This window comes from Maribacter sp. LLG6340-A2, from assembly GCF_045057105.1.
In the GTDB taxonomy this organism is placed as follows: domain Bacteria; phylum Bacteroidota; class Bacteroidia; order Flavobacteriales; family Flavobacteriaceae; genus Maribacter.
In genome coordinates, this window is sequence record NZ_CP159332.1 from 1,634,622 (window position 1) to 1,655,410 (window position 20,789).

The 20,789-nt window shown below is 37.8% G+C and carries 17 protein-coding genes and 1 tRNA gene; 9 read left to right on the plus strand and 9 right to left on the minus strand.

Translation table 11 applies throughout. The features are described 5' to 3' along the window. Positions 1–97 precede the first annotated feature (97 nt). On the minus strand, positions 98–940 hold the full coding sequence (locus ABVM52_RS06955; protein ID WP_405384686.1) for an AraC family transcriptional regulator: 843 nt from the start codon (positions 938–940) through the stop codon (positions 98–100). 423 nt (positions 941–1,363) lie between these two features. Here ABVM52_RS06955 and ABVM52_RS06960 point away from each other — a divergent pair, with 423 nt between their 5' ends. Further along, positions 1,364–4,444, plus strand: a complete 3,081-nt coding sequence (locus tag ABVM52_RS06960) for a beta-L-arabinofuranosidase domain-containing protein (protein WP_405384687.1) — start codon at positions 1,364–1,366, stop codon at positions 4,442–4,444. Positions 4,445–4,555: 111 nt separating this feature from the next. Beyond that, positions 4,556–7,243 (plus strand): DUF5695 domain-containing protein, encoded by a 2,688-nt coding sequence (locus tag ABVM52_RS06965; RefSeq protein WP_405384688.1) that lies wholly within the window; start codon positions 4,556–4,558, stop codon positions 7,241–7,243. A gap of 145 nt (positions 7,244–7,388) precedes the next feature. Here ABVM52_RS06965 and ABVM52_RS06970 read toward each other — a convergent pair whose 3' ends face one another. The 7 genes from ABVM52_RS06970 to ABVM52_RS07000 all read right to left on the minus strand — a co-directional run bounded on the left by ABVM52_RS06970 (position 7,389) and on the right by ABVM52_RS07000 (position 13,137). Then, the gene (locus ABVM52_RS06970; RefSeq protein ID WP_405384689.1) at positions 7,389–7,913 is read right to left on the minus strand and encodes a YybH family protein; all 525 of its coding nucleotides are present in this window, start codon (positions 7,911–7,913) and stop codon (positions 7,389–7,391) included. Positions 7,914–8,078: 165 nt separating this feature from the next. Continuing rightward, positions 8,079–9,449 (minus strand): FAD-binding oxidoreductase, encoded by a 1,371-nt coding sequence (locus tag ABVM52_RS06975; protein WP_405384690.1) that lies wholly within the window; start codon positions 9,447–9,449, stop codon positions 8,079–8,081. 6 nt (positions 9,450–9,455) lie between these two features. Continuing rightward, positions 9,456–9,950 (minus strand): hypothetical protein, encoded by a 495-nt coding sequence (locus ABVM52_RS06980; RefSeq protein WP_405384691.1) that lies wholly within the window; start codon positions 9,948–9,950, stop codon positions 9,456–9,458. Positions 9,951–10,134: 184 nt separating this feature from the next. After that, positions 10,135–11,211: a helix-turn-helix transcriptional regulator gene (locus ABVM52_RS06985; RefSeq protein ID WP_405384692.1), complete on the minus strand. Its 1,077-nt coding sequence runs from the start codon at positions 11,209–11,211 to the stop codon at positions 10,135–10,137. A 547-nt stretch (positions 11,212–11,758) separates the two neighbouring features. Next, a complete protein-coding gene (locus ABVM52_RS06990; RefSeq protein ID WP_405384693.1) occupies positions 11,759–12,019 on the minus strand; it encodes a GIY-YIG nuclease family protein in 261 nt (86 codons plus the stop codon). A 192-nt stretch (positions 12,020–12,211) separates the two neighbouring features. Continuing rightward, positions 12,212–12,285: transfer RNA gene (locus ABVM52_RS06995), tRNA-Ala, on the minus strand. Positions 12,286–12,339: 54 nt separating this feature from the next. Then, on the minus strand, positions 12,340–13,137 hold the full coding sequence (locus ABVM52_RS07000) for a universal stress protein (protein ID WP_405384694.1): 798 nt from the start codon (positions 13,135–13,137) through the stop codon (positions 12,340–12,342). Positions 13,138–13,191: 54 nt separating this feature from the next. Here ABVM52_RS07000 and ABVM52_RS07005 point away from each other — a divergent pair, with 54 nt between their 5' ends. The 7 genes from ABVM52_RS07005 (at position 13,192) to ABVM52_RS07035 (ending at position 18,896) form a co-directional block, all read left to right on the plus strand. Then, on the plus strand, positions 13,192–13,692 hold the full coding sequence (locus ABVM52_RS07005) for a GNAT family N-acetyltransferase (RefSeq protein WP_405384695.1): 501 nt from the start codon (positions 13,192–13,194) through the stop codon (positions 13,690–13,692). A gap of 12 nt (positions 13,693–13,704) precedes the next feature. Next, positions 13,705–15,039, plus strand: coding sequence for an MATE family efflux transporter (locus ABVM52_RS07010; RefSeq protein ID WP_405384696.1), 1,335 nt, complete (start codon positions 13,705–13,707; stop codon positions 15,037–15,039). Between the two features lie 21 nt (positions 15,040–15,060). Further along, positions 15,061–15,828 (plus strand): enoyl-CoA hydratase/isomerase family protein, encoded by a 768-nt coding sequence (locus tag ABVM52_RS07015; RefSeq protein ID WP_405384697.1) that lies wholly within the window; start codon positions 15,061–15,063, stop codon positions 15,826–15,828. Between the two features lie 211 nt (positions 15,829–16,039). After that, positions 16,040–16,468, plus strand: a complete 429-nt coding sequence (locus tag ABVM52_RS07020) for a hypothetical protein (protein ID WP_405384698.1) — start codon at positions 16,040–16,042, stop codon at positions 16,466–16,468. 56 nt (positions 16,469–16,524) lie between these two features. Continuing rightward, the gene (locus ABVM52_RS07025) at positions 16,525–16,974 is read left to right on the plus strand and encodes a 6-pyruvoyl trahydropterin synthase family protein (protein WP_405384699.1); all 450 of its coding nucleotides are present in this window, start codon (positions 16,525–16,527) and stop codon (positions 16,972–16,974) included. An 83-nt stretch (positions 16,975–17,057) separates the two neighbouring features. Next, positions 17,058–18,044 carry an endonuclease/exonuclease/phosphatase family protein gene (locus ABVM52_RS07030; RefSeq protein ID WP_405384700.1) on the plus strand — a complete coding sequence of 329 codons (987 nt, stop codon included), beginning with the start codon at positions 17,058–17,060 and terminating at the stop codon, positions 18,042–18,044. Positions 18,045–18,128: 84 nt separating this feature from the next. Further along, the gene (locus ABVM52_RS07035) at positions 18,129–18,896 is read left to right on the plus strand and encodes a UDP-2,3-diacylglucosamine diphosphatase (RefSeq protein ID WP_405384701.1); all 768 of its coding nucleotides are present in this window, start codon (positions 18,129–18,131) and stop codon (positions 18,894–18,896) included. 626 nt (positions 18,897–19,522) lie between these two features. Here the strand turns inward: ABVM52_RS07035 and ABVM52_RS07040 are convergent. Then, positions 19,523–20,785 carry an MFS transporter gene (locus tag ABVM52_RS07040; RefSeq protein ID WP_405384702.1) on the minus strand — a complete coding sequence of 421 codons (1,263 nt, stop codon included), beginning with the start codon at positions 20,783–20,785 and terminating at the stop codon, positions 19,523–19,525. Positions 20,786–20,789 lie beyond the last annotated feature (4 nt).

Sequence of the window (20,789 nt, forward strand, 5' to 3'; positions counted from 1 at the left end):
ATTTGTTTGAGCTAGTTAGTGTGAGTAAGGAGAGCGAACGAAATATAGTTCGCTCTTTTTTTATTGGGCGATGAAAAATTATTACTTAGGTCCAATTTTAAAATCGAGAACGATACTGCGTTGGAGAACACCCTTTTAGCTCCTTGAACTTTCTGTTAAAATTGGCGATATTATTGAACCCACATTCTTCGGAAATCAACGAGATGGACAGTTCTGGCTTGTTGATAATTAGTTTGCAAGCATTCTCGATCCTTATTTCTATCAAAAATTGAAAAAAGGTCTTATTGGTACGTTTCTTAAAGTAGCGGCAAAAGGCATTACGGCTCATATTGGCAACGCTTGAAATTTCCTCAAGACTTATTGGCTCCCCAAATTGTTCCATGGCATATTTATAGACATTGTTCATTCGTTTTCCTTCATCGTCAGAGAAAGTTTTTTTGTACACAAATGATGACAATGGGACGGTCTTTGATCTGGTAACCAAACTCATAATATTCAAAAGCGTAGCAATCTGTTCTACTTTATTCTGCGAAGGCAGTTGATGAAACTTATCAATAATTTGCTCTGTATTGGACAGGACCCTCATTCCTAGCTCAGATTTCTTAAAGAATTCCTTGGTTAGGGAAAGGTCCGCTATTTCAAAAAAATCTTTACCAAAGGAGTGTAGGTCAAAAAAAAGCGTATGCATTTCAGATATGGGAGAAGCTACCGTATCACTTTTAAAAACATGGGGCACAAAACCTCCAATGATAAGAATATCATTGGGCTTGTATTCATTGATAGAATCGCCAACGATCAAAGTGCCTTCACCTTGGGGAATATAACTTATCTGTATTTCTCCATGCTGGTGAAGTTGATCATAAAATGCCTCTTCCCTATCCACTTGATAAACTAGGGCTTCATTTCTAGGCTTGGGTATTTTAAATGGGAGAACTTTCAAACTTTTTGGTTTTAGTTAATCAATTATAGCTAAGAGCGTTTTTAAAGACCTAAAAATCTACTTGAATTTACAATTTATGGGCTATTACCTATCTCAATTTTAAAATCAGTTTTAATTTTTAACACTCTTATGCACTAAATGTTCAATAATGCAATACAAGTAGGTGCTATACTACCACATTCTATTCAAAATTCACTTTTTTATTCCACATATCCAGTTTAAGGTTAATATAGTATCAGTATCTGTTAATATGAATTATTAAAAGGGGCAAGAATATCAATAGTTTTATTCAAGATTATTTAATGAAGTCGTATTAAAATAGTAGCGTGTATTTTATGCAGTTATTTAATTTTAAAACACACAGCTTTTACGGAATTCGGCTAAAAAATTATCATCTATTTGTAATCCCTAGAAATGAATACCATGAAAAGTGTATTTGACAAATTGATTAAAAAGAGTACGTTGGTTTATGTATACATTTCTGTATTTTTTCTGACTACTTTTTCAATAACAGCCCAGGATGGAAACCAAATTCTGGACGGTATTGGTGAAACCGGACTCATAGCTCGTTATCTGTTTGATGGGGATGCAAAAGATTGGTCAAGGAATAATTTACACGCTACCATTCAAGGATCCAATGCAACTTTTATTAAAGACGATAAATTTGGCAAAGTACTTTTATTAGCTGCCAATGGTAATAGCTTTATTTCCTTAAAACACGATGCAGTTGCTCAAGAGGCCTCTCTTAGTATTACCGGATGGGTAAACTTACACACCCCCAGGCTAGGCCAATTTCTTTTTGATTTTGGTAAAAATAACAGTTCCCATTTGTTTTTGGCGCCCACGGGAACTTTGGGTACGGAAGGGTTACAAAATGTACTTAGCACCCCTAATGGCCAAACGTACAAATTGGGAACACAGGCCTTGGAACCGGGGAAATGGTACCATATAGCTATGGTGATCAATACCCCTTCAAAAACAATGAGTACTTATGTTAATGGTAAGCTTGTAGAAGCTTCCAATAATGTAAATCTGATATTAGAGCAATTTTTTAATACTTCGGGCAATGAAAAAAATAAGCTATATATAGGTAAATCTATCTCTAATGAGGAATCTTATCTTTCTGGTTTGCTCCATGATTTTAGGATTTATCGTATTCCGTTAAGCAATAAACAAGTATCCAGAATCTATACAAATGCTTTAAAAAATGAAGCATCTGGTAACGGCACTAAAAAAGATAAAGAGGATGACCTTCAAAAATTTCCGGATACCGTTCCTCAACTTTATAACACTTTTTTGGAACACGTTGAAGATATCACTGTAGAAACCTTATTAGGACATTTACCACGTCTTCCCCGCTTTATTAAAGGCACGTATGCCAACAATATGCAGGGACCACCAGTTCGTGTACTTTGGCCAGCTCCAAAAAATAATACTCAAGTTCTACAACCTGGTACCTATGAAATCCTTGGCAGTATCCCCGGATCAACGATTAAAGCCAAAGCCCTTGTAACCGTTAAAGAACATAGTACTGCCAAAAGCCCTGAGCAAGTTTTGACCTCTTTTCCTTTGGAACATGTTTCCTTGGACAAGGACATGGACGGTAATGATACCAAATTCATAGAAAACAAGAACAAGTTTATACACACATTGGCTCAAACAAATCCAGACACTTTTCTATATATGTTTAGAAATGCATTTGGACAGACACAACCAGCCGGCGCCGAACCCTTAGGGGTTTGGGACAGCCAAGAGACTAAATTAAGGGGGCATGCCACCGGTCATTACCTTACTTCTATTGTCCAGGCGTATGCCAGCACAAGCTATGATAAGGAATTACAAAACAATTTTAGCCATAAGATGGAATATATGGTAAATACCTTGTATGAACTTTCACAAATGTCCGGACAACCAAAAGAAACTGGAGGTACATTTCAATCGGACCCCAACAAAGTACCCTTTGGACCCGGAAAGACAAGGTATGATTCTGACCTTCGGGAAAATGGCATACGAACAGATTATTGGAATTGGGGCAAAGGTTTTATCAGTGCCTACCCACCAGACCAATTTATCATGTTAGAAAATGGCGCAACCTATGGCACTAGTGATACTCAAATTTGGGCTCCGTATTACACCTTGCATAAAATTTTGGCCGGCCTCATGGATGTCTATGAAATCAGCGGTAATCAAAAAGCACTGGAGATTACCAAAGGTATGGGAAATTGGATTCATACCCGTTTAAGCAAACTGCCAAAAGCTACCCTGATAAAAATGTGGAATACTTACATAGCGGGCGAATACGGAGGAATGAACGAAGCTATGGCAAGGTTATATAAGCTTACCAACGATAGTAGGTACTTGGAAACTGCACAATTATTCGACAATATTAAAATGTTTTATGGGGATGCAGATCATACCCACGGCATTACTAAAAATGTGGATACTTTTCGTGGGCTACATGCTAACCAGCATATACCACAGATAATGGGCGCCTTGACCACGTATCATGCCTCTAAAGACCCTAAATACTACAGCGTAGCGGATAATTTTTGGTATAAAGCAACCAATGATTATATGTACAGCATTGGCGGCGTGGCCGGAGCTAGAAACCCAACCAATGCCGAGTGTTTTGTTGGAGAACCGGCCACCCTATATGAAAATGGTCTATCGTCAGGCGGGCAAAATGAAACCTGCGCTACCTATAACATGTTAAAATTATCCCGAAACCTTTTCTTTTTTGATGATAGAGCAGAATTTATGGACTATTATGAACGTGGACTCTACAATCATATTCTAGCCTCTGTAGCAGAGGACAGTCCTGCAAATACCTATCATGTGCCCTTAAGGCCAAGCTCATCAAAACATTTTGGCAATCCAGAAATGAAGGGCTTTACCTGTTGTAACGGTACGGCTTTGGAAAGTAATACAAAACTTCAGAACTCCATTTATTTTAAAGGTTTGGACAACCAAGCATTGTACGTTAACCTCTATGTGCCCTCAACTTTAAATTGGGTTGAAAAAAATATCAGTATTCAACAGATTACCAATTTTCCACATGAAGATAAAACCCGTTTAACCATAACTGGTAAAGGAAAGTTTGATCTTAAGGTACGGGTACCCCATTGGGCAACCAAAGGATTCTTCATTTCCATTAATGGCAAGCCCCATGAAGTTGTGGCATCCCCTGGAAGTTATGTAACCTTAAGCCGTAATTGGAAAAATGGTGATGTTGTAGAACTACAGATGCCCTTTCAATTTCATTTATCGCCTATAATGGATCAGCAAAATATAGCCAGTTTGTTCTATGGACCTATTCTTTTGGCAGCACAAGAAACCGAACCTAGAAAGGAATGGCGAAAAGTAACCTTGGACAAGGAAGATTTGGGCAAGACCATACAAGGAGACCCCAAGCAATTGGTGTTTACTATTGATGGTACTGTTTTTAAACCTTTTTACGAAACTTATGGTAGACATTCCGTTTATCTAGATGTCTCTCTAAAATAAAACTATACCAAGTAAGACCATTGGTTAACATCAACATTAATTTACCAAAACCACGTATATAATTATGTCTTTAGGCAATAACGATTTATAATAATTATGAAGAAGATGCATATGAAAATTTGGGTACTAGCAGGATTGTTTTTAAATACCATCTCCAGTTTGTCGGCTCAAAAAAGTTATTGGAGCAAAGTAGAGAAAAGGGAGTCCACACTAGGGGTTGCAGAAGTATTCCAAAAATTCAACACACCCCAATTTCAATTGAAATTAGTAAAGGCCTCACAAACCGTAGCCGCCTTAAGGCCTATGGACGAAATATCGTTTGATTACACCCCAGGAGAAAGGTTAGAGATCAGGGACAAGGACAGTCTTTACCATCTAGGGGACATCAACTTGAAAATCAAAACGTTAAATGGCAGTTGGAAAACATACTCCACGGCCTATAACAGGTCTGCTGTTACCCCGCTGAAAACTCAAGACAATATATTGGCAGCTGCAGACTTGTCCAATACCTTACCAAAAGACATACCGGTATCCATTGCACGTTATTATGAATTGGACAATGACCAATTGGTCATGCGTTTTAAAATTACAAATACCCAAAACGTCCCCATAGAAATAGGCGCTTTAGGTGTTCCTATGATCTTCAACAATATTCTGGAAGGCAAATCGCTTACAGAGGCCCACAAGCAAAATGTATTCTTTGACCCTTATATTGGTAAAGATGCTGGATATTTAGAGGTTAAACGATTAAGTGGAAAAGGTCCTGCTTTACTAGTCATACCTAAAGAAAATATGGCTTTTGAGGCCTATAGACCATTAATGGACGACCCCACACCAAAGAGTATTGTCTTTGAAGGTTTTCATGAATGGATGGTGCACAGTAAGGCTTATACGGAAAATGAATGGAAGGGAGTAGAGCAATGGAACCAGCCTACTTCACTTATCCTTCAACCTAATGAGTCAAAGAATTATTCCCTAAAATTTGTTCTTTCTAAAGGAGTACAGCAAATACAGGAAACCTTGGTAAAAGAAGAACGGCCCGTTGCCATAGGAGTTCCCGGTTATGTAATTCCTAAAGATGTAAAAGCAAGTCTTTTCATAAATTATAATAGTGAAGTAACATCTATTGATGTTTACCCAAAAGGTGCTTTAAAAATTAAGGAAGACGGAACAACCACTTCTGGTCTAAAAAAATACATCATCTCTGGAAATGAATGGGGAAGGGCAAGATTGACCCTCACATATAATGACGGTCTAGAACAGACAATAAATTACAAGGTCATTAAACCAGAGGCTGAAGTAATCAAGGACTTTGGGAACTTCTTGACCACGGAACAATGGTTTAATGATCCCAATGATCCTTTTGGCAGAAGTCCTTCTGCCATAACTTATGATTATGAAAAAAAGGAACAGGTTACCCAAGACGGCAGGGTATGGATCAGTGGCTTAAGTGATGAAGGTGGTGCCGGGAGCTGGCTTGCGGCAATTATGAAACAATTGGTACAACCCAATAAAGGAGAAATTCAAAAACTGCAAGATTTTATTGACCATGTACTGTGGGGAAATATTCAATACAGTGAAGGTGAACACAAATATGGTGTCAAAAAAAGCCTTTTTTATTATGAACCGGATTCTTTGCCAAAAGGCACCTATGACAAAAATATTGATTATACCACCTGGGCAGCTTGGGACCATAAGCATGCCAATGATCGTGGAAGATCGTTTAATTATCCGCATGTAGCCGCCTCGTATTGGGTTATGTACCGCTTAGCGCGATACCATAACGGACTGGTAGATAATAAAAATTGGGATTGGTATTTAAAAAATGCATACCATACTATTGTTGCCATGATGGAACAAGCTCCGTACTATGCTCAGTTTGGACAAATGGAAGGCTCTGTGTTCTTGTCCATCCTTAAAGATTTACAACACGAAAATTTTAATGAATTTGCTACCGATCTGGAAGCAAGAATGAAAAAACGTGCCGATCACTGGAAAGCACTTGATTATCCCTTTGGAAGTGAAATGCCTTGGGATTCCACAGGACAGGAAGAGGTATATACTTGGACAGATTATTTTGGTTACGAGCATAAAGCCAATATCACCTTAAATGCCATACTGGCTTATATGCCTACCATGCCCCATTGGGCCTATAATGGAAATGCAAGAAGATATTGGGATTTTCTCTATGGTGGAAAGGCCGGGGAAACCTCCAGGGTAGAGCGACAAATACATCACTATGGTTCTGGTATAAACGCAATTCCCGTACTTAAACAATACCGAAAAACCCCTGATTTTTATTTACTTCAAGTGGGCTATGGTGGTCTCATGGGCAGTATTTCCAATATTACTCAAGATGGTTTTGGACCCGCAGCTTTCCATTCATATCCTTCCTTATTGAAAATAGATGGCATATCCGGTGATTACGGCTCAGGATTTTATGGCTATGCGGTAAACTCGGCAACATACATCACTGAACATGAGCAATTGGGTTGGCTGGCATTTGGTGGCAATTTATCACAAAAGGATGGGCTTATAGAAGTTGTACCTACCACTGCGGCAAAATCCAAGATCTATTTGACATCCAAAAAATTATGGTTAACCTTAGATGCGGGGACTTTTAACAAAATAACCTACAACACTACTACCGGGGAAGTTACCTTAGTTTTAGGCCCTAAGACAACACATACTCCAAAAGCGTATTTAAGAATTGACGGCCCTGTACAGTTGCCATTTAATAAGGTTAGAAATGCTTATGAGATTGTATTGGATAAAAAAGAGAAAAAAATCACCTTTTAAGCCAATAATAAATTGTTGATCGGTAGTGATTTTAGTTAAATATTGAATTGTAAAACCTATCCCATAAAAAAGGCTTCCAGAATTGGAAGCCTTTTTTCTTATTGGCCATAATGGCCTTCCCAAAGACCGTAAGTGCCAAAATGAATTAGCTATTTGCTTCTGCCTTGTTTAAAGGTGAATGATGCTCATGAACCAATTTCCAACCATTCTCTGTTTTTACAAATAATAGCGTAAGTTGATCATTAACTACCACAAGGTCTTCTCCAAATTTAAAATGAAAATCAGAATGAAAGGTTACATTGGCAACATCGCCATAAACTGCAATCTTTAAGTCATTTGAATCGAATTTTACCACTTCGGTTACAGAGCTAAAAATATTTCGTTCGTATGTTTCATTAGCTTCACCACCATTGCGTAGTTCTCCATTTTTGAATTCTGTAAACTTTGGACTGTAGGCGTGTAGAGAAATAAGCCCATCAATATCTCCTTCTTTAATACTTTGAACAATTGCCTCATAGGTTTCCATTACTTCCTGTTTTGCTTCAGGAAATTCATCATTTATCAAATCAATTTTCACTTCTACAGTTTCCTCTTTTTTTTCCTCTTGTTTGCATCCTGTAATTAAAATTCCAAATAATAATATCCATAATATTGTTTTGTATGCTTTCATAATTTCAATGGTCTTAAATGATTTATATTCTATTTTGATGGTGATTTTTAGGCATAGCGCTCCTGTAGCAAAAGAGATTGGAATTTTTCAAAATCTACTTACTAAAGTAAAGTCACTAAAATTGAGCGAGAAAAAATGGAGCTATGGAACAGGGGTAAGAACCCATTACTCCGGTTTTATATTTTGGTTCATATGAAAAAAGTTATCTGGGTCGTATTTTTTCTTTATTTTACGAAGTCTATCAAAATTAACCCCATAACTTTCTTTAACCCGGGCTTGATCATCTTGCATCATAAAATTGACATACCCACCGCCAAGAGCATAGGGCTTCATTGCTTCATTATAACCTTTACTCCATTTGGTAATTTTATCGGCTTCTGCGGGGTCAGGAGAAACCCCCACGATTACTTGTGCCCACCGTGCGCCACGATTTGCCCAAGCGGTATCCTCCTGTGCAGTTTCATGAACTTTTCCATCAATGGGATAAAGGTGCATGGTAGAAAACATCGTCGGCAATTGGGATCCGTGTTTTATATGCTCTTGAATGCACTGGTCTGTCAACTCATCGAAGTAGTTACCTTTCCAATACCATTGATATCCTGGCGGATATAATTCATCGAACATACCATTAAGGGCGGGCATAGGAAGCTCGGTTACAAAGTCCAAAATAGGTGGGCCAAAGGCACGGATGGGATTGAAGGCCTCTGCTGCTTTTTCCATATCACCGGTGAAACACCACACTATGCCGCAGACTTTTTTCATGTGCAAATGTTCCGGAAAAGGTTCCGCGGGCGGTACAGTTAAAAATGCAAAAAATCCGTAGAGGTCGTTAGTAGCGTTCTTGGTAATTTTATCATAGAACTTCATGACTTCTTCTGCCTGTTCTAATGGCCAGAACATAGGCCCTGCATTTACATTCTTTATTGGAATCAAATTAAAGGTAAAAGAAACTACGACCCCAAAATTACCGCCACCGCCACGAAGGGCCCAAAAAAGGTCGGGATTTTTAGAAGCGTTAGTGGTCATCAGCTCCCCCGATGCCAATACCACTTCGGCCTCCAAAAGATTATCTATGGCCAGACCACCCTTACGGCTTAAATAGCCCAACCCGCCCCCAAGGGTCAGGCCAGCTATGCCTGTTGTACTATTTATGCCCACTGGCAGGGCCAGACCATGCTCGTGAGTGGCCTTATCCAAATCGTGTAGCGTATTCCCAGGTTCTACGACCGCTTTTTTTTCGCCTGGATTTATTTTTATTGATTTCATTTCAGAGAGGTCAATGACCAAACCATCGTTTACCAAGGACAAGCCTGCCCCATTGTGACCTCCGCTGCGAATAGAAATCTCCAAATTGTTCTTCCGTGCAATTTTGACCGCCTGTACTACATCTTCTTTATCCTTGCATTTAAGAATGATTGCCGGCCGCTTATCTATCATTGCATTATAAATAGCTCTGGCTTCATCATAGCTATGATCTTGGGGAAGGATTACCTGCCCCTGGGTGTTGTTCCGCAACTCTTCAATCAATTTTTCCATAATGTTTTATTTTTCTTTCTGCATTTCGGCTACCTTATTAACTACAAAGGTGTTGAGTTCACTCATTTCTTTCTCTGGGCTGAAGTCGATAATCCTGGCATCCTCATCAACAATAAGTGTATGCCCTGGTGGCATATAAAAAACTTCTCCCGCCAAAACAGTTATGGTCTTTTTATCTGAATTAATGATTCGTATTTTGCCTTTTTCCAAATAACCCCAATGTGGCACTTGGCACAAATCGTCTTTTAGTCCTTTTAAGATAGGGGAGAAATCGGTGCCTGCCTTGGGTTCGTTTATGGCAACTGTCATTCCTCCCCAACCATTGACCATGTTGATAATGTTCCCCTTAGGAAAATCGTCTTTTGAAATATGTGTTTCACCTTTTACCTCATTCGTACGTAGAACTACTTCTTGGGAAGTCATCTTTTGTACGGTCAGAAATGTAAGTGTGAAAGTCGTAACGATTATCCATAATGCTTTTTTGTTTTTCCTTGATTTCATTTTTTCTTGTTTTAGTGATGGACTTTAATTGGAAACCTTGAACTAGCAATAGTGAAATTGAAAGGGTATTTTCCAATTATTACATGGTGTAAAACTAAAGGTATATCGAAACTCAAGTTGTAAGTTTTGTTCCAAAAGCTGAAACAATTTAGACATGGAGGATGTAAAACGTATGTTTTTTTGGTTACCTGGATATGGACTTACCAATCACGGTCGGGAGTATATTATACCTTTTTCGAAACACTCTTGTAAAATAGGTTGGACTATTGAAACCTGAATCATATGCCACCTCGGAAACCGTTTTATTTCCTGTTTTTAAGGCTTTTGCAGCATGTATCAAACGTAATTCGGACAACAATTTATTGGGAGGAATTCCGACAAGAGCGGAAATTTTTCGATAGGCTTGGGTCTTACTCAACCCTAGTTCATTGCTAAGGTCATCACTCTTAAAAGCTGAATTGATTAGATTTTTCTGAAGAACTTCATCCAATTTTTCAATTTCTTTGTAAGATGCCACATCTAGAATAGTTACAGGTTCAGTATCAATTTTGGAAAATTCTTTGCTGTGTGAAGCAGAAAGTTTTGTTTCCAAATCCATAAATATTCCTTTTTGAAAACCTAATCTTGACATCACATTTACTCTACTTTTAGTTTCTTCGAATAAATTTTCACCTTGCTCATCAACTGGTCTTCCTGTCGCTAAAGCTATACTGTATAAAGAGTTTTGGTCAGAAGATTCAAAGTGCCTTGATATTTGCTGCGCACAATCTAAGGCATCAATTGCATCAATAAAAGAAGCCATATACTTTTCGCTCGGAACCTTAATTACACTACCATTACAGTTTTTAATAAAATCAATTATTTTGGAACCTATCATTTTTTGATTTTCCATTAGGTCCAAAAAGTCGACCAATAAAATCGTACGAAAACCACTGTCGATTTCTCCTGTTAGCGTCAAAGCCAAATCCTGCTCATTTTGGCCTCCCTCTCCCATATAGGGAAGAAATTCATGCTCTCGTGATACTTCAATAACATTGCACGCTCCAAGTCCATGAGCCTCTTTATGGCTCTCGACACATGATTCTCTATCAGGACTTTCAATCAAGCAAAAAGCTGTTTTGTTGGGAAGATTTAAATAATATTTCTTATAAATCAATCCGTGTTTATTTTGCACGGCCACATCTCTCAAGTGAGCTTTGTACATATCGTCTTCAGTAATAGCATCTGAATCGATTTTGTGGAAGTCCATGAATAATGGCATACTTAAGGTGTTATGATTTTTTGCGCCCTGTAATAATAGCTTGACACAGAACAATATACGAATTATATTAAGACAGATTTTCTAAGCAAATAGTAAGTTCTTTTTGGTTTGGTTTTGAACAAGTAACTTTTGTCTTTAATGTAGTAATCGACATAAAATTTATCCAAGATTTTATCCGTCCTATAATACAGTCTTTTTTTACGGAACCACTAATCAAATATGCATAACATTTTCGGAGAGCATTCCATTTCTAATTTCTTTTAATAGTTTGGTTAATTAACCTTTTATAGGACTTAGATTCCTAAATCTAATATTGAAGTTAAAGAATACTATGGATGTGATACTTTTTCAAAAAAACTACACTGCGAAGGGTAAAAAAACATCAAAATAGACTAATCTGTATCAAATATTACCAAGCTTAATTTAAAACCTATTTTGCGTGCAAATGAAAAAAGCTTCAAAAGTCAAAAACTCTTGAAATCCTATAAAACTTAGTGGAGAATACCGGATTCGAACCGGTGACCTTCCCGAATGCCTTCGGGACGCTCTATGCTTTCTTATCTGTTAAAATTAAATACTCGATATATTTTCGGCTTTTCTTCTTTTTTATTAAAAGCTCAAAAGAAGTAGCTTCAGTTCGCGTTTCAAAATTACATTGCCATTTTAAAACCCAGTCCTTTGCCTTTTTGGTATAAGTAGATCCATTTCCTTTAATATGACGTTCAAGTCGTTTTTCAATATTTTCTGTACTACCAATGTAGTAGCGATCAAGTATCTGACTATATATAATATAAGTAGTGAATGGCATTTTTAAAAATAATCAAAATAAAAAAGGCTTCCAAAATGAAAACCTTTTAAGTGGAGAATACCGGATTCGAACCGGTGACCTTCCCGAAAGCTTTCGGGACGCTCTATTCTTTAACTATCTGATTGATTTAGTACGATAATTAATCGCTTAATTGCTATAAATAAAAAAAGCTTCCAAAATGGAAGCTTTAAGTGGAGAATACCGGATTCGAACCGGTGACCTCTTGCCTGCCAGGCAAGCGCTCTAGCCAACTGAGCTAATCCCCCAATTTTTAGAACGGATCAAAGGAAATACTTTTTAACAACCTATCAAAATACTATCTAATCTTTCTTTACACTAAGCACCAATACTGGCACAGGAGCATAAAATTCGGCCTTTGAAATGGTACTTTTCTCCCATAACTTTTTAAAGAAGCCTCTTTTTCTTCTAAATACACATAACAAATCTGGATGTTGTGCTTGAAAATGTTCCAAAACTCCTAAATATGTTGTTTGGTTTTGGGTAAACGTCATTTGGGCACTAATATCCATCAAAGCGGTATTTACCTTAAGGTCATCATCTGAATAGCCCGGGGTTTTTACCAATAAAAGGTTAACCTCAGAATTATGCTTTTTCTTGATATCAATCAATGGATCTAGAATACGTTTTCTTTTCAGTATACCAGATTTAAATGCCACCAACACTGTCTTGAATTTTTTATAGGTAGTACCCTTAGGAACAATAAGGGTAGGGATATTGGTTCTTTTGATAATGGTTCCAGAGGTATGGCCCAAATAATATTCTTCCTGTACATCATTACTTCGTGGGGCCAAGATAATAAGATCAATTCCTAATTCTTTATCCAATTCCTTTAAGCCATCTGCCAACTCCCCATTGAAATTAACGATCTTCACCTCATTACCGCCAACTTTTACCTGCCCAACGATATCCTTTAATCGTTCCCTACTGTTTTCCGCAATTTTTTGAGATATATTGGTTAGTGTACCTGTTTTTCCAGTAACGTTAAAAACCTCCATTACAAATATTTGGGCATTAAAATCACTGGCAAAATCTACTGCATATTGCAATGTTTCATGTGCGTCCGTAGAGGTTCCAATTGGTACAAGAATGTTCATCATATTAAAGTATTGTTGTTTATTACCCTAAATTTACAATTTATATAAATCGGTTTTATGATTGATTTGGCAAAGTTATCGGAATTACATGAAATTTTACAAGTAACGGATGACTGTAGAATTGCCATGGAAAAAAAAGGTATTTATCAATGGACTACCGCATACCCATCACGAAAAGCCTTTAAAAATGATATTGAACGTAAGGAACTATACGTCCTAAAAAATAACCTTACCATAATTGGTTGTGTAGTTCTATCTACACATATGGATGTTGAATATACACCGGTATCTTGGTTAACACCCAATACTGCAAACTATTATGTTCATAGGTTAGCCGTACATCCCAATTTTCAAGGTAAAGGTTACGCCCAGCGCCTTATGGACTTTGCGGAAGATTTTGCCCTGAAAAACAAGGCCATTTCCATTAGGTTGGATACCTTTAGCCAAAACAAAAGAAATCAAAAATTTTACGAGCAACGTGGGTATGTTAAATTAGGGGATATCTTTTTTCCCAACCAAAGCGAACATCCTTTTCACTGCTATGAACTTGTACTTTAGAACCCATATTTTTTGAACACTACGGTTAATTTTAAATCCATAAACGCCTTGGCCATACCCGCTACCATTGCCGGTATTGCAGAACCTCTATTGTCTATTACCGATACCGCTATTGTGGGCAACATACCTGTTGATGGACTAGAATCCTTAGCAGCGGCAGGCATTGTGGGCTCCTTTCTCTCCATGCTTATTTGGGTTTTGGGCCAGACCCGTAGTGCTATTTCCGCCATTATTTCACAATACTTGGGTGCCGGTAAATTAGAGGAGGTTAAAACCCTGCCCGCACAGGCCATTTATCTCAATATTACCCTTAGTATTGTCATACTGCTTTCTACCGTTTTTGTAATTCAGGAAATTTTTGAGTTGTTAAACGCCTCGGGGAAAATATTGCAATATTGTATTAGCTATTACTCCATTCGTGTTTGGGGCTTTCCGTTGACCTTGTTCGTTTTTGCCGTTATGGGAATTTTTAGAGGCTTGCAGAATACGTACTGGCCCATGGTCATTGCCATTACGGGAGCGGTATTAAATGTAATTTTCGACTTTGCCTTTGTATACGGAATTGATGGGTTTATACCGGCCATGTACTTGGACGGTGCAGCTTATGCCAGTTTATTGGCACAAAGTATTATGGCGATCATGGCATTTTACTTGCTATGGACAAAGACCGATATTAGCCTGAAATTAAAATTACCCATTCACCCAGAACTTGGGCGACTGGTAGTCATGAGCTTAAATCTTTTTGTTCGTGCAATAGCATTGAACACAGCGCTTATCCTTGCCGTTAGGGAAGCAACGGCCCTTGGCGACAAATATATTGGCGCACATACCATTGCCATTAACCTTTGGCTATTCTCCGCTTTTTTTATTGATGGGTTTGGCGCTGCCGGCAACATTATGGGCGGTAGGTTATTAGGAGAAAAAAATTATGATGCCCTCTGGTTATTGGCAAAAAAAATTACCAAATACGGACTCATAGTCAGTTTGGTAATTATGGTATTTGCCGGCATATTTTACAAGCCCTTGGGTAGTCTTTTCTCTAACGAAAGTTTAGTGCTGTCTACCTTCTACGCCATTTTTTATATCATAATTTTAGGGCTGCCCATTAATACTATTGCCTTTGTGCTAGACGGGGTATTTAAAGGTTTGGGTGAGATGAAGTATTTACGCAACACCCTGCTCGTAGCTACCTTTTTAGGATTTGTACCCATGCTTTACCTAGGAAAATATATGAATTGGGGACTAACCGGAATCTGGCTTGCATTTACCGTTTGGATGCTTATACGAGGCGGTGCCTTGGTTTGGAAGTTCAGAAACAAGTTTAAACCTTTACTACAAAATCCGTAATTTTATAACAAAGAAAATGCTATGGTCACTACACGAAAAAATGGAAGTTTATATACACGTATAAACGGTAAGGTTGCCGAAGTGGAATTTGGCCACCCGGCCAGTAATTCATTTGTTTCCGAGTTGTTGGAACGCCTAACCGATACCATCAACGAGCTTTCAGAAAATGATGGTATTTCCGTAATTCTTTTAAAATCTGAAGGTGAAAAAGCGTTCTGTGCCGGTGCTTCTTTTGATGAGTTGTTGGAAGTGTCCAACTTAGAAGAAGGAAAAGCTTTTTTTAGTGGTTTTGCACATGTTATAAACGCTATGCGTACCTGTAAAAAAATTATAGTTGGCCGTGTTCATGGTAAGACCGTAGGCGGTGGTGTTGGTTTGGCAGCAGCTTGCGATTATGTTTTTGCCAATGTAGACTCCTCCATAAAACTATCGGAATTAAGTATTGGTATTGCCCCTTTGGTAATTGCCCCGGCTGTAGAACGTAAAATTGGCAAAGCAGCCCTGGCAGAACTATCATTGGCCCCAACAGAATGGAAAAATGCGTATTGGGCCCAAGAGAAAGGTTTGTTTTCCAAGGTGTATGAAACCGCCCAAGAAATGGACAAGGAACTGGATTTTTATATTCATAAATTGGCCAGCTATCACCCAGATGCTTTAACGGAATGGAAAAAAGTTTTGTGGGAAGGAACCGATCATTGGAATACGCTTTTAACAGATCGTGCTGCCATTACGGGTAAATTAGTGCTATCGGATTTTACCGTTAAAGCCTTGTCAAAATTTAAAAAATAAACAATAAGCACCTAGTGCCTTCGTTATTTTCCTAAACAATTCTTTCTCATGGAAATTTTTCAATTATTAAACGGAAACCTTGTTTTTCCCATCTTGGCCCTATTAGTGGTTGTTATCTATTTTGTAAATAAGATACGTGCCAACAAAAAATTTAAAAGGTAACAGTACGCAACTTTTTTAAAGCAGCCGCATCTTTAATAAAAAGTTGATAATGGTCTATAAATTCATAGTTACTGCTTTATTCATTTTCGCAGCGTCCTGCTCCAATACAGATGATGCCATATTTCAAGATTGTAGTACGCCCATTGCATGCACTCAAAATTTTGTGATAATAAGTGTTACTGTAAAAGATGCGTCTGGTGTTGCTATACCGCTAGATAGTTTTAAGGTAGTGGACACCAAAACAGGAGAGGATATTACCTTAGTTGAAAATACCGCAGATTTTGAAACGTATAAAAAAGATGGATATTACCCCATTTTTAGTGATGCCTACAGACTTGATTATCAAAACAAGACCACTACCATTGCCTTTACTGGATATCAATCTGATAACGAAGTCGTAAAAGAAACATTTGAGGTTGGTGCAGATTGCTGTCATGTACTTCTAAAATCTGGCAATACGGATATAGTCATTGACTAGTTCTAAACTATAATTGCTTTTAAAGATTCCCTACCTTTGCCTTTTAATAATAGGCTATGAGCAACATACGTATAACCAAACAGTTTAATTTTGAAACAGGTCATGCGCTTTTTGGCTATGATGGTAAATGTAGAAATGTACATGGCCACAGTTATAAACTTTCCGTAACCGTCATAGGCACGCCCATAACAGATACTACACATGTTAAATTAGGGATGGTTATTGATTTTGGCGACCTTAAAAAAATTGTTAAGGAAGAAATTGTGGACAAATTTGACCATGCTACCGTTTTTAACAAAAACACCCCTCATGTAGAATTGGCCAAAGAATTAACTGACCGTGGGCATAACGTAATTTTGGCCGATTACCAGCCTACCAGTGAAAATATGGTGATCGACTTTGCTGCAAAGATTAAATCCAGACTTCCTGAAAATATTTCATTATTCTCTTTAAAATTACAGGAAACCGATACCTCTTTTGCAGAGTGGTACGCTAGTGACAATTAAGTTCATAAAAACTTTACACTTCAAATTCTTTTCATCATAAAAAATTGCTTTATTTTGAGGGTAATTCCTTAATATACAGCAACATGACAAAGCATCATATTTACTGGTGGAATCTTGAAAACCTGTTCGATGTAGAAAATTCGCCGCGTAGAAGTGCCTTTTTAAATGACCATTTGGGTAACGAACTTAACGGGTGGAATGCATCTATTCTTGACCAAAAAATAGCCAATCTTACGGCGGTAATCTCTAAATTCAATAACAGCAAGGGACCGGATATCCTAGGAGTTTGTGAGGTAGAAAACGAACATGTCATTAAACTGCTGATTACGGCCATGGGTAATGCCCTAAATAAAACGTATGGCTTTGTTATTTCTGAAGGAGACGATAAACGTGGTATTGATACCGCCCTTATTTATGATAAAGCAAAATACGGCCCCGAACAACAAACCTTTAGTCTACGTATCATTAAAAGAAACAGCACTAGAGATTTGTTTCAAGTTCATATCAATACCAATAATGGAAATAAGCTCATCTGTATTTTAAACCATTGGCCTTCTAGGTCCGGGGGAGAGTTGACCAGTGAGCCTTTTAGAATAATGGTCGCCGAAAACCTATCTTACTGGATCGAAAGAATTTATGAAGAACAGGGTAAAGATGCCAATATTCTACTTATGGGTGATTTTAATGACAACCCCTACAACAAGAGTATTACAGATTATTTAATGGCCATCAATAATAAAGCATTGGTCAAAAGCAACAGAGTGCGTTTAAAGTATTTCTATAACCTAATGCACCGCTTTTTAGATGCACAGATCGGTACATTCGTTTTTGGGAACACCTACAATATGTTAGACCAGTTTATGATCTCTAAAAGCATTTTATCGGAAAAGTCTGAACTTCCTTTTAAATTAAGTACCGTAGAGATTATTGCCTATCCTGAGCTTACTTCTGGATCTTATCAAAAACCAGTACGTTTTGGTAGGCCAAACTCATCTACCTTTAATCTAAATGGATATAGCGATCACCTGCCCATAAAGGTTGTGCTGAACGAAAAAGATGCACCGGCATAAATCAAGTTTATAAAAGAACCCACTTACTTATTTTGACCCAGGTATTCCTTAGGTACGCCAAACTGTTATTATATTTACATCCTGATGACGAATATTGAACTTCCGGCAGGGAAAAAAGTATATTTTGCCAGTGACAACCACCTTGGTGCACCTACAATGCAGGAAAGCAAGGTAAGGGAACTGAAATTTGTTACGTGGTTAAACACCATAAAAGCTGATGCTGGGGTAATTTTTCTCATGGGTGATTTGTTCGATTTCTGGTTTGAATACAAAACCGTTATCCCAAAAGGATTTACCAGAACCCTAGGAAAGCTAGCAGAATTGTCTGATGCAGGAATACAAATACACTACTTTGTGGGCAACCATGATCTTTGGATGAACGGCTATTTTGAAGAAGAACTGAACATACCTGTCTACCATACCCCACAGCAATACCAAATAAACAACACATCATTCTTTATTGGACATGGAGATGGCTTAGGGCCACATGATAAAGGGTACAAAAGAATGAAAAAATTATTTACCAACCCTATTGCCAAATGGTGCTTTAGATGGTTGCATCCAGATATTGGTGTACGCTTGGCGCAATACTTTTCGGTAAAAAACAAATTAATTTCCGGCGATGACGATGCAAAATATTTAGGAGATGATAAGGAATGGCTCGTTCAATATGCTCATAGAAAACTAGAACAACGTCATTACGACCATTTTGTTTTTGGACACCGTCACCTTCCTTTGGAAATCAAATTAAATGAAACCTCTAAATATACCAACCTTGGGGACTGGGTCAATTTTTATACTTATGCGGTATTTGACGGCAAGCAACTTTCTCTGAAAAACTATGGAGAATAGGCCATTGTAAAATCAAGATTTACATACAGACTACAAGTAGTACTTTTCTTACAACATATTCTTACACGTTCACAACAATACTTTTAGGAAAATAAATCTTTCCGATAAATTTACAGTGTTGTTAGTTAAGTAATTATGTTCCAAATCTAATTATTACCTACATATCCCCCCGTTTAAGACCCCAAATCTTAAATATTACCTACACAAAAGATTAGCCCCTATTTTAGGGGCTTTCTTTTATTTTCAAATTATCTGTTCCGAAATAAATTTACCTCCAGATTTTAAGTGTTCTCCATAAAATCGCTTCCTATTAGAGAAAACATGGAATTGCAGTTTCCACAACAATTACCACTATTTTTATTCCTACAATATTACAAATAAATACCACTTTAAATTTTTAAACCATATGTAATACTTTTCTTACAACATAATTTAAGCAGTTCACAACAATAGTTTCTAAAAACTGCATCAACCAAATATCTTTACAGTGTTGTTAGTTTAATGGTTGATTCCCAAATCTTCACTTACCTACAAGTTCCCCCGCTTAAGTACCCAAATCTTGAGCATAACCTACAATAAAAAAAGCCCTCTAATGAGGGCTTTTTTTGTACATGATCATCTCCTGTTTATTTTTCATGTTCATCTATATCTTTTTGCAAGTCTAACTTACGGAATCCAGGTGATACCAATGCTGTAATACCCACGGTAAGCAAGGTCATGGTACCGCCAAATACCACTGCGGTTACCGTTCCCATTAGCTTTGCCGTAACGCCACTTTCAAATGCACCGAGCTCATTTGAAGACCCCACGAACATAGAGTTTACTGAGGCTACACGTCCTCGCATGTTATCCGGTGTCTTTAATTGCAAAATGGTCTGTCGTATGATCATGGACACACCATCTACCGCACCACTTAAAAAGAGGGCAATTACAGATAACCAGAAATAGGTAGATAAACCGAACACGATCATACATACCCCAAATACAAATACTGCCAGTAACAACTTTTTTCCTGCGTTCCTGTGTAACGGAAATCTTGTTGAGCCTAACATTGTAATGGCCGCACCTACAGCCGGAGCCGCCCTAAGTATACCAAAACCTTCTGATCCTACATGAAGAATATCTTGTGCAAAAATGGGCAATAATGCAATAGCACCACCAAATAGTACCGCTATCATATCTAAGGTCAAAGCACCTAAAACCGCTCTGGTCTTAAAAACAAATGTTAGCCCTTCTCTTAAACTTTGAAAAACGGGTTCACCGATTTTAGGGTTAAGAATAGGCTTTTTTGAAATATTAAATAGGGCGGTTAACGCCAATAATGAAAAGCCGAAGATAACGCACATAGACCAGTGCACGCCAATTAAACTAATGGAAAAGCCCGCTAATGCCGGACCTAATACCGAGGCCATTTGCCATGTTGTACTGCTCCAAGTAGCGGCATTTGGATATATTTTTTTTGGAACGATCAACGCTATTAACGAGAATATTGTGGGGCCTAAAAACGCACGTACCAAACCGCCACAAAAGACCAATGCATAAATTCCATAAAGTATGGTTTTGGTTTCGCAGCTTTCCAATACTGAGGGCAGACTTAACATAAAAAGTCCGAAGCTAATTACCGAGAAACCAAATATGCACTTTACCAATAAATTGCGCTTCTCTTTCTGGTCTACAATATGACCGGCAAAAAGTGCCATACTTACCGCGGGTATTACTTCCATTAAACCAATAATGCCCAAGGACAACGGATCTTTGGTCATGGTATATACCTGCCATTCTATAACTATGAACTGCATAGACCAGGCAAAAACCATGGCAAACCGAACTAGAAGAAAAATATTAAACTCCTTAAATCTTAAGGCTGCATAGGGATCATTTACGCTCATAGAG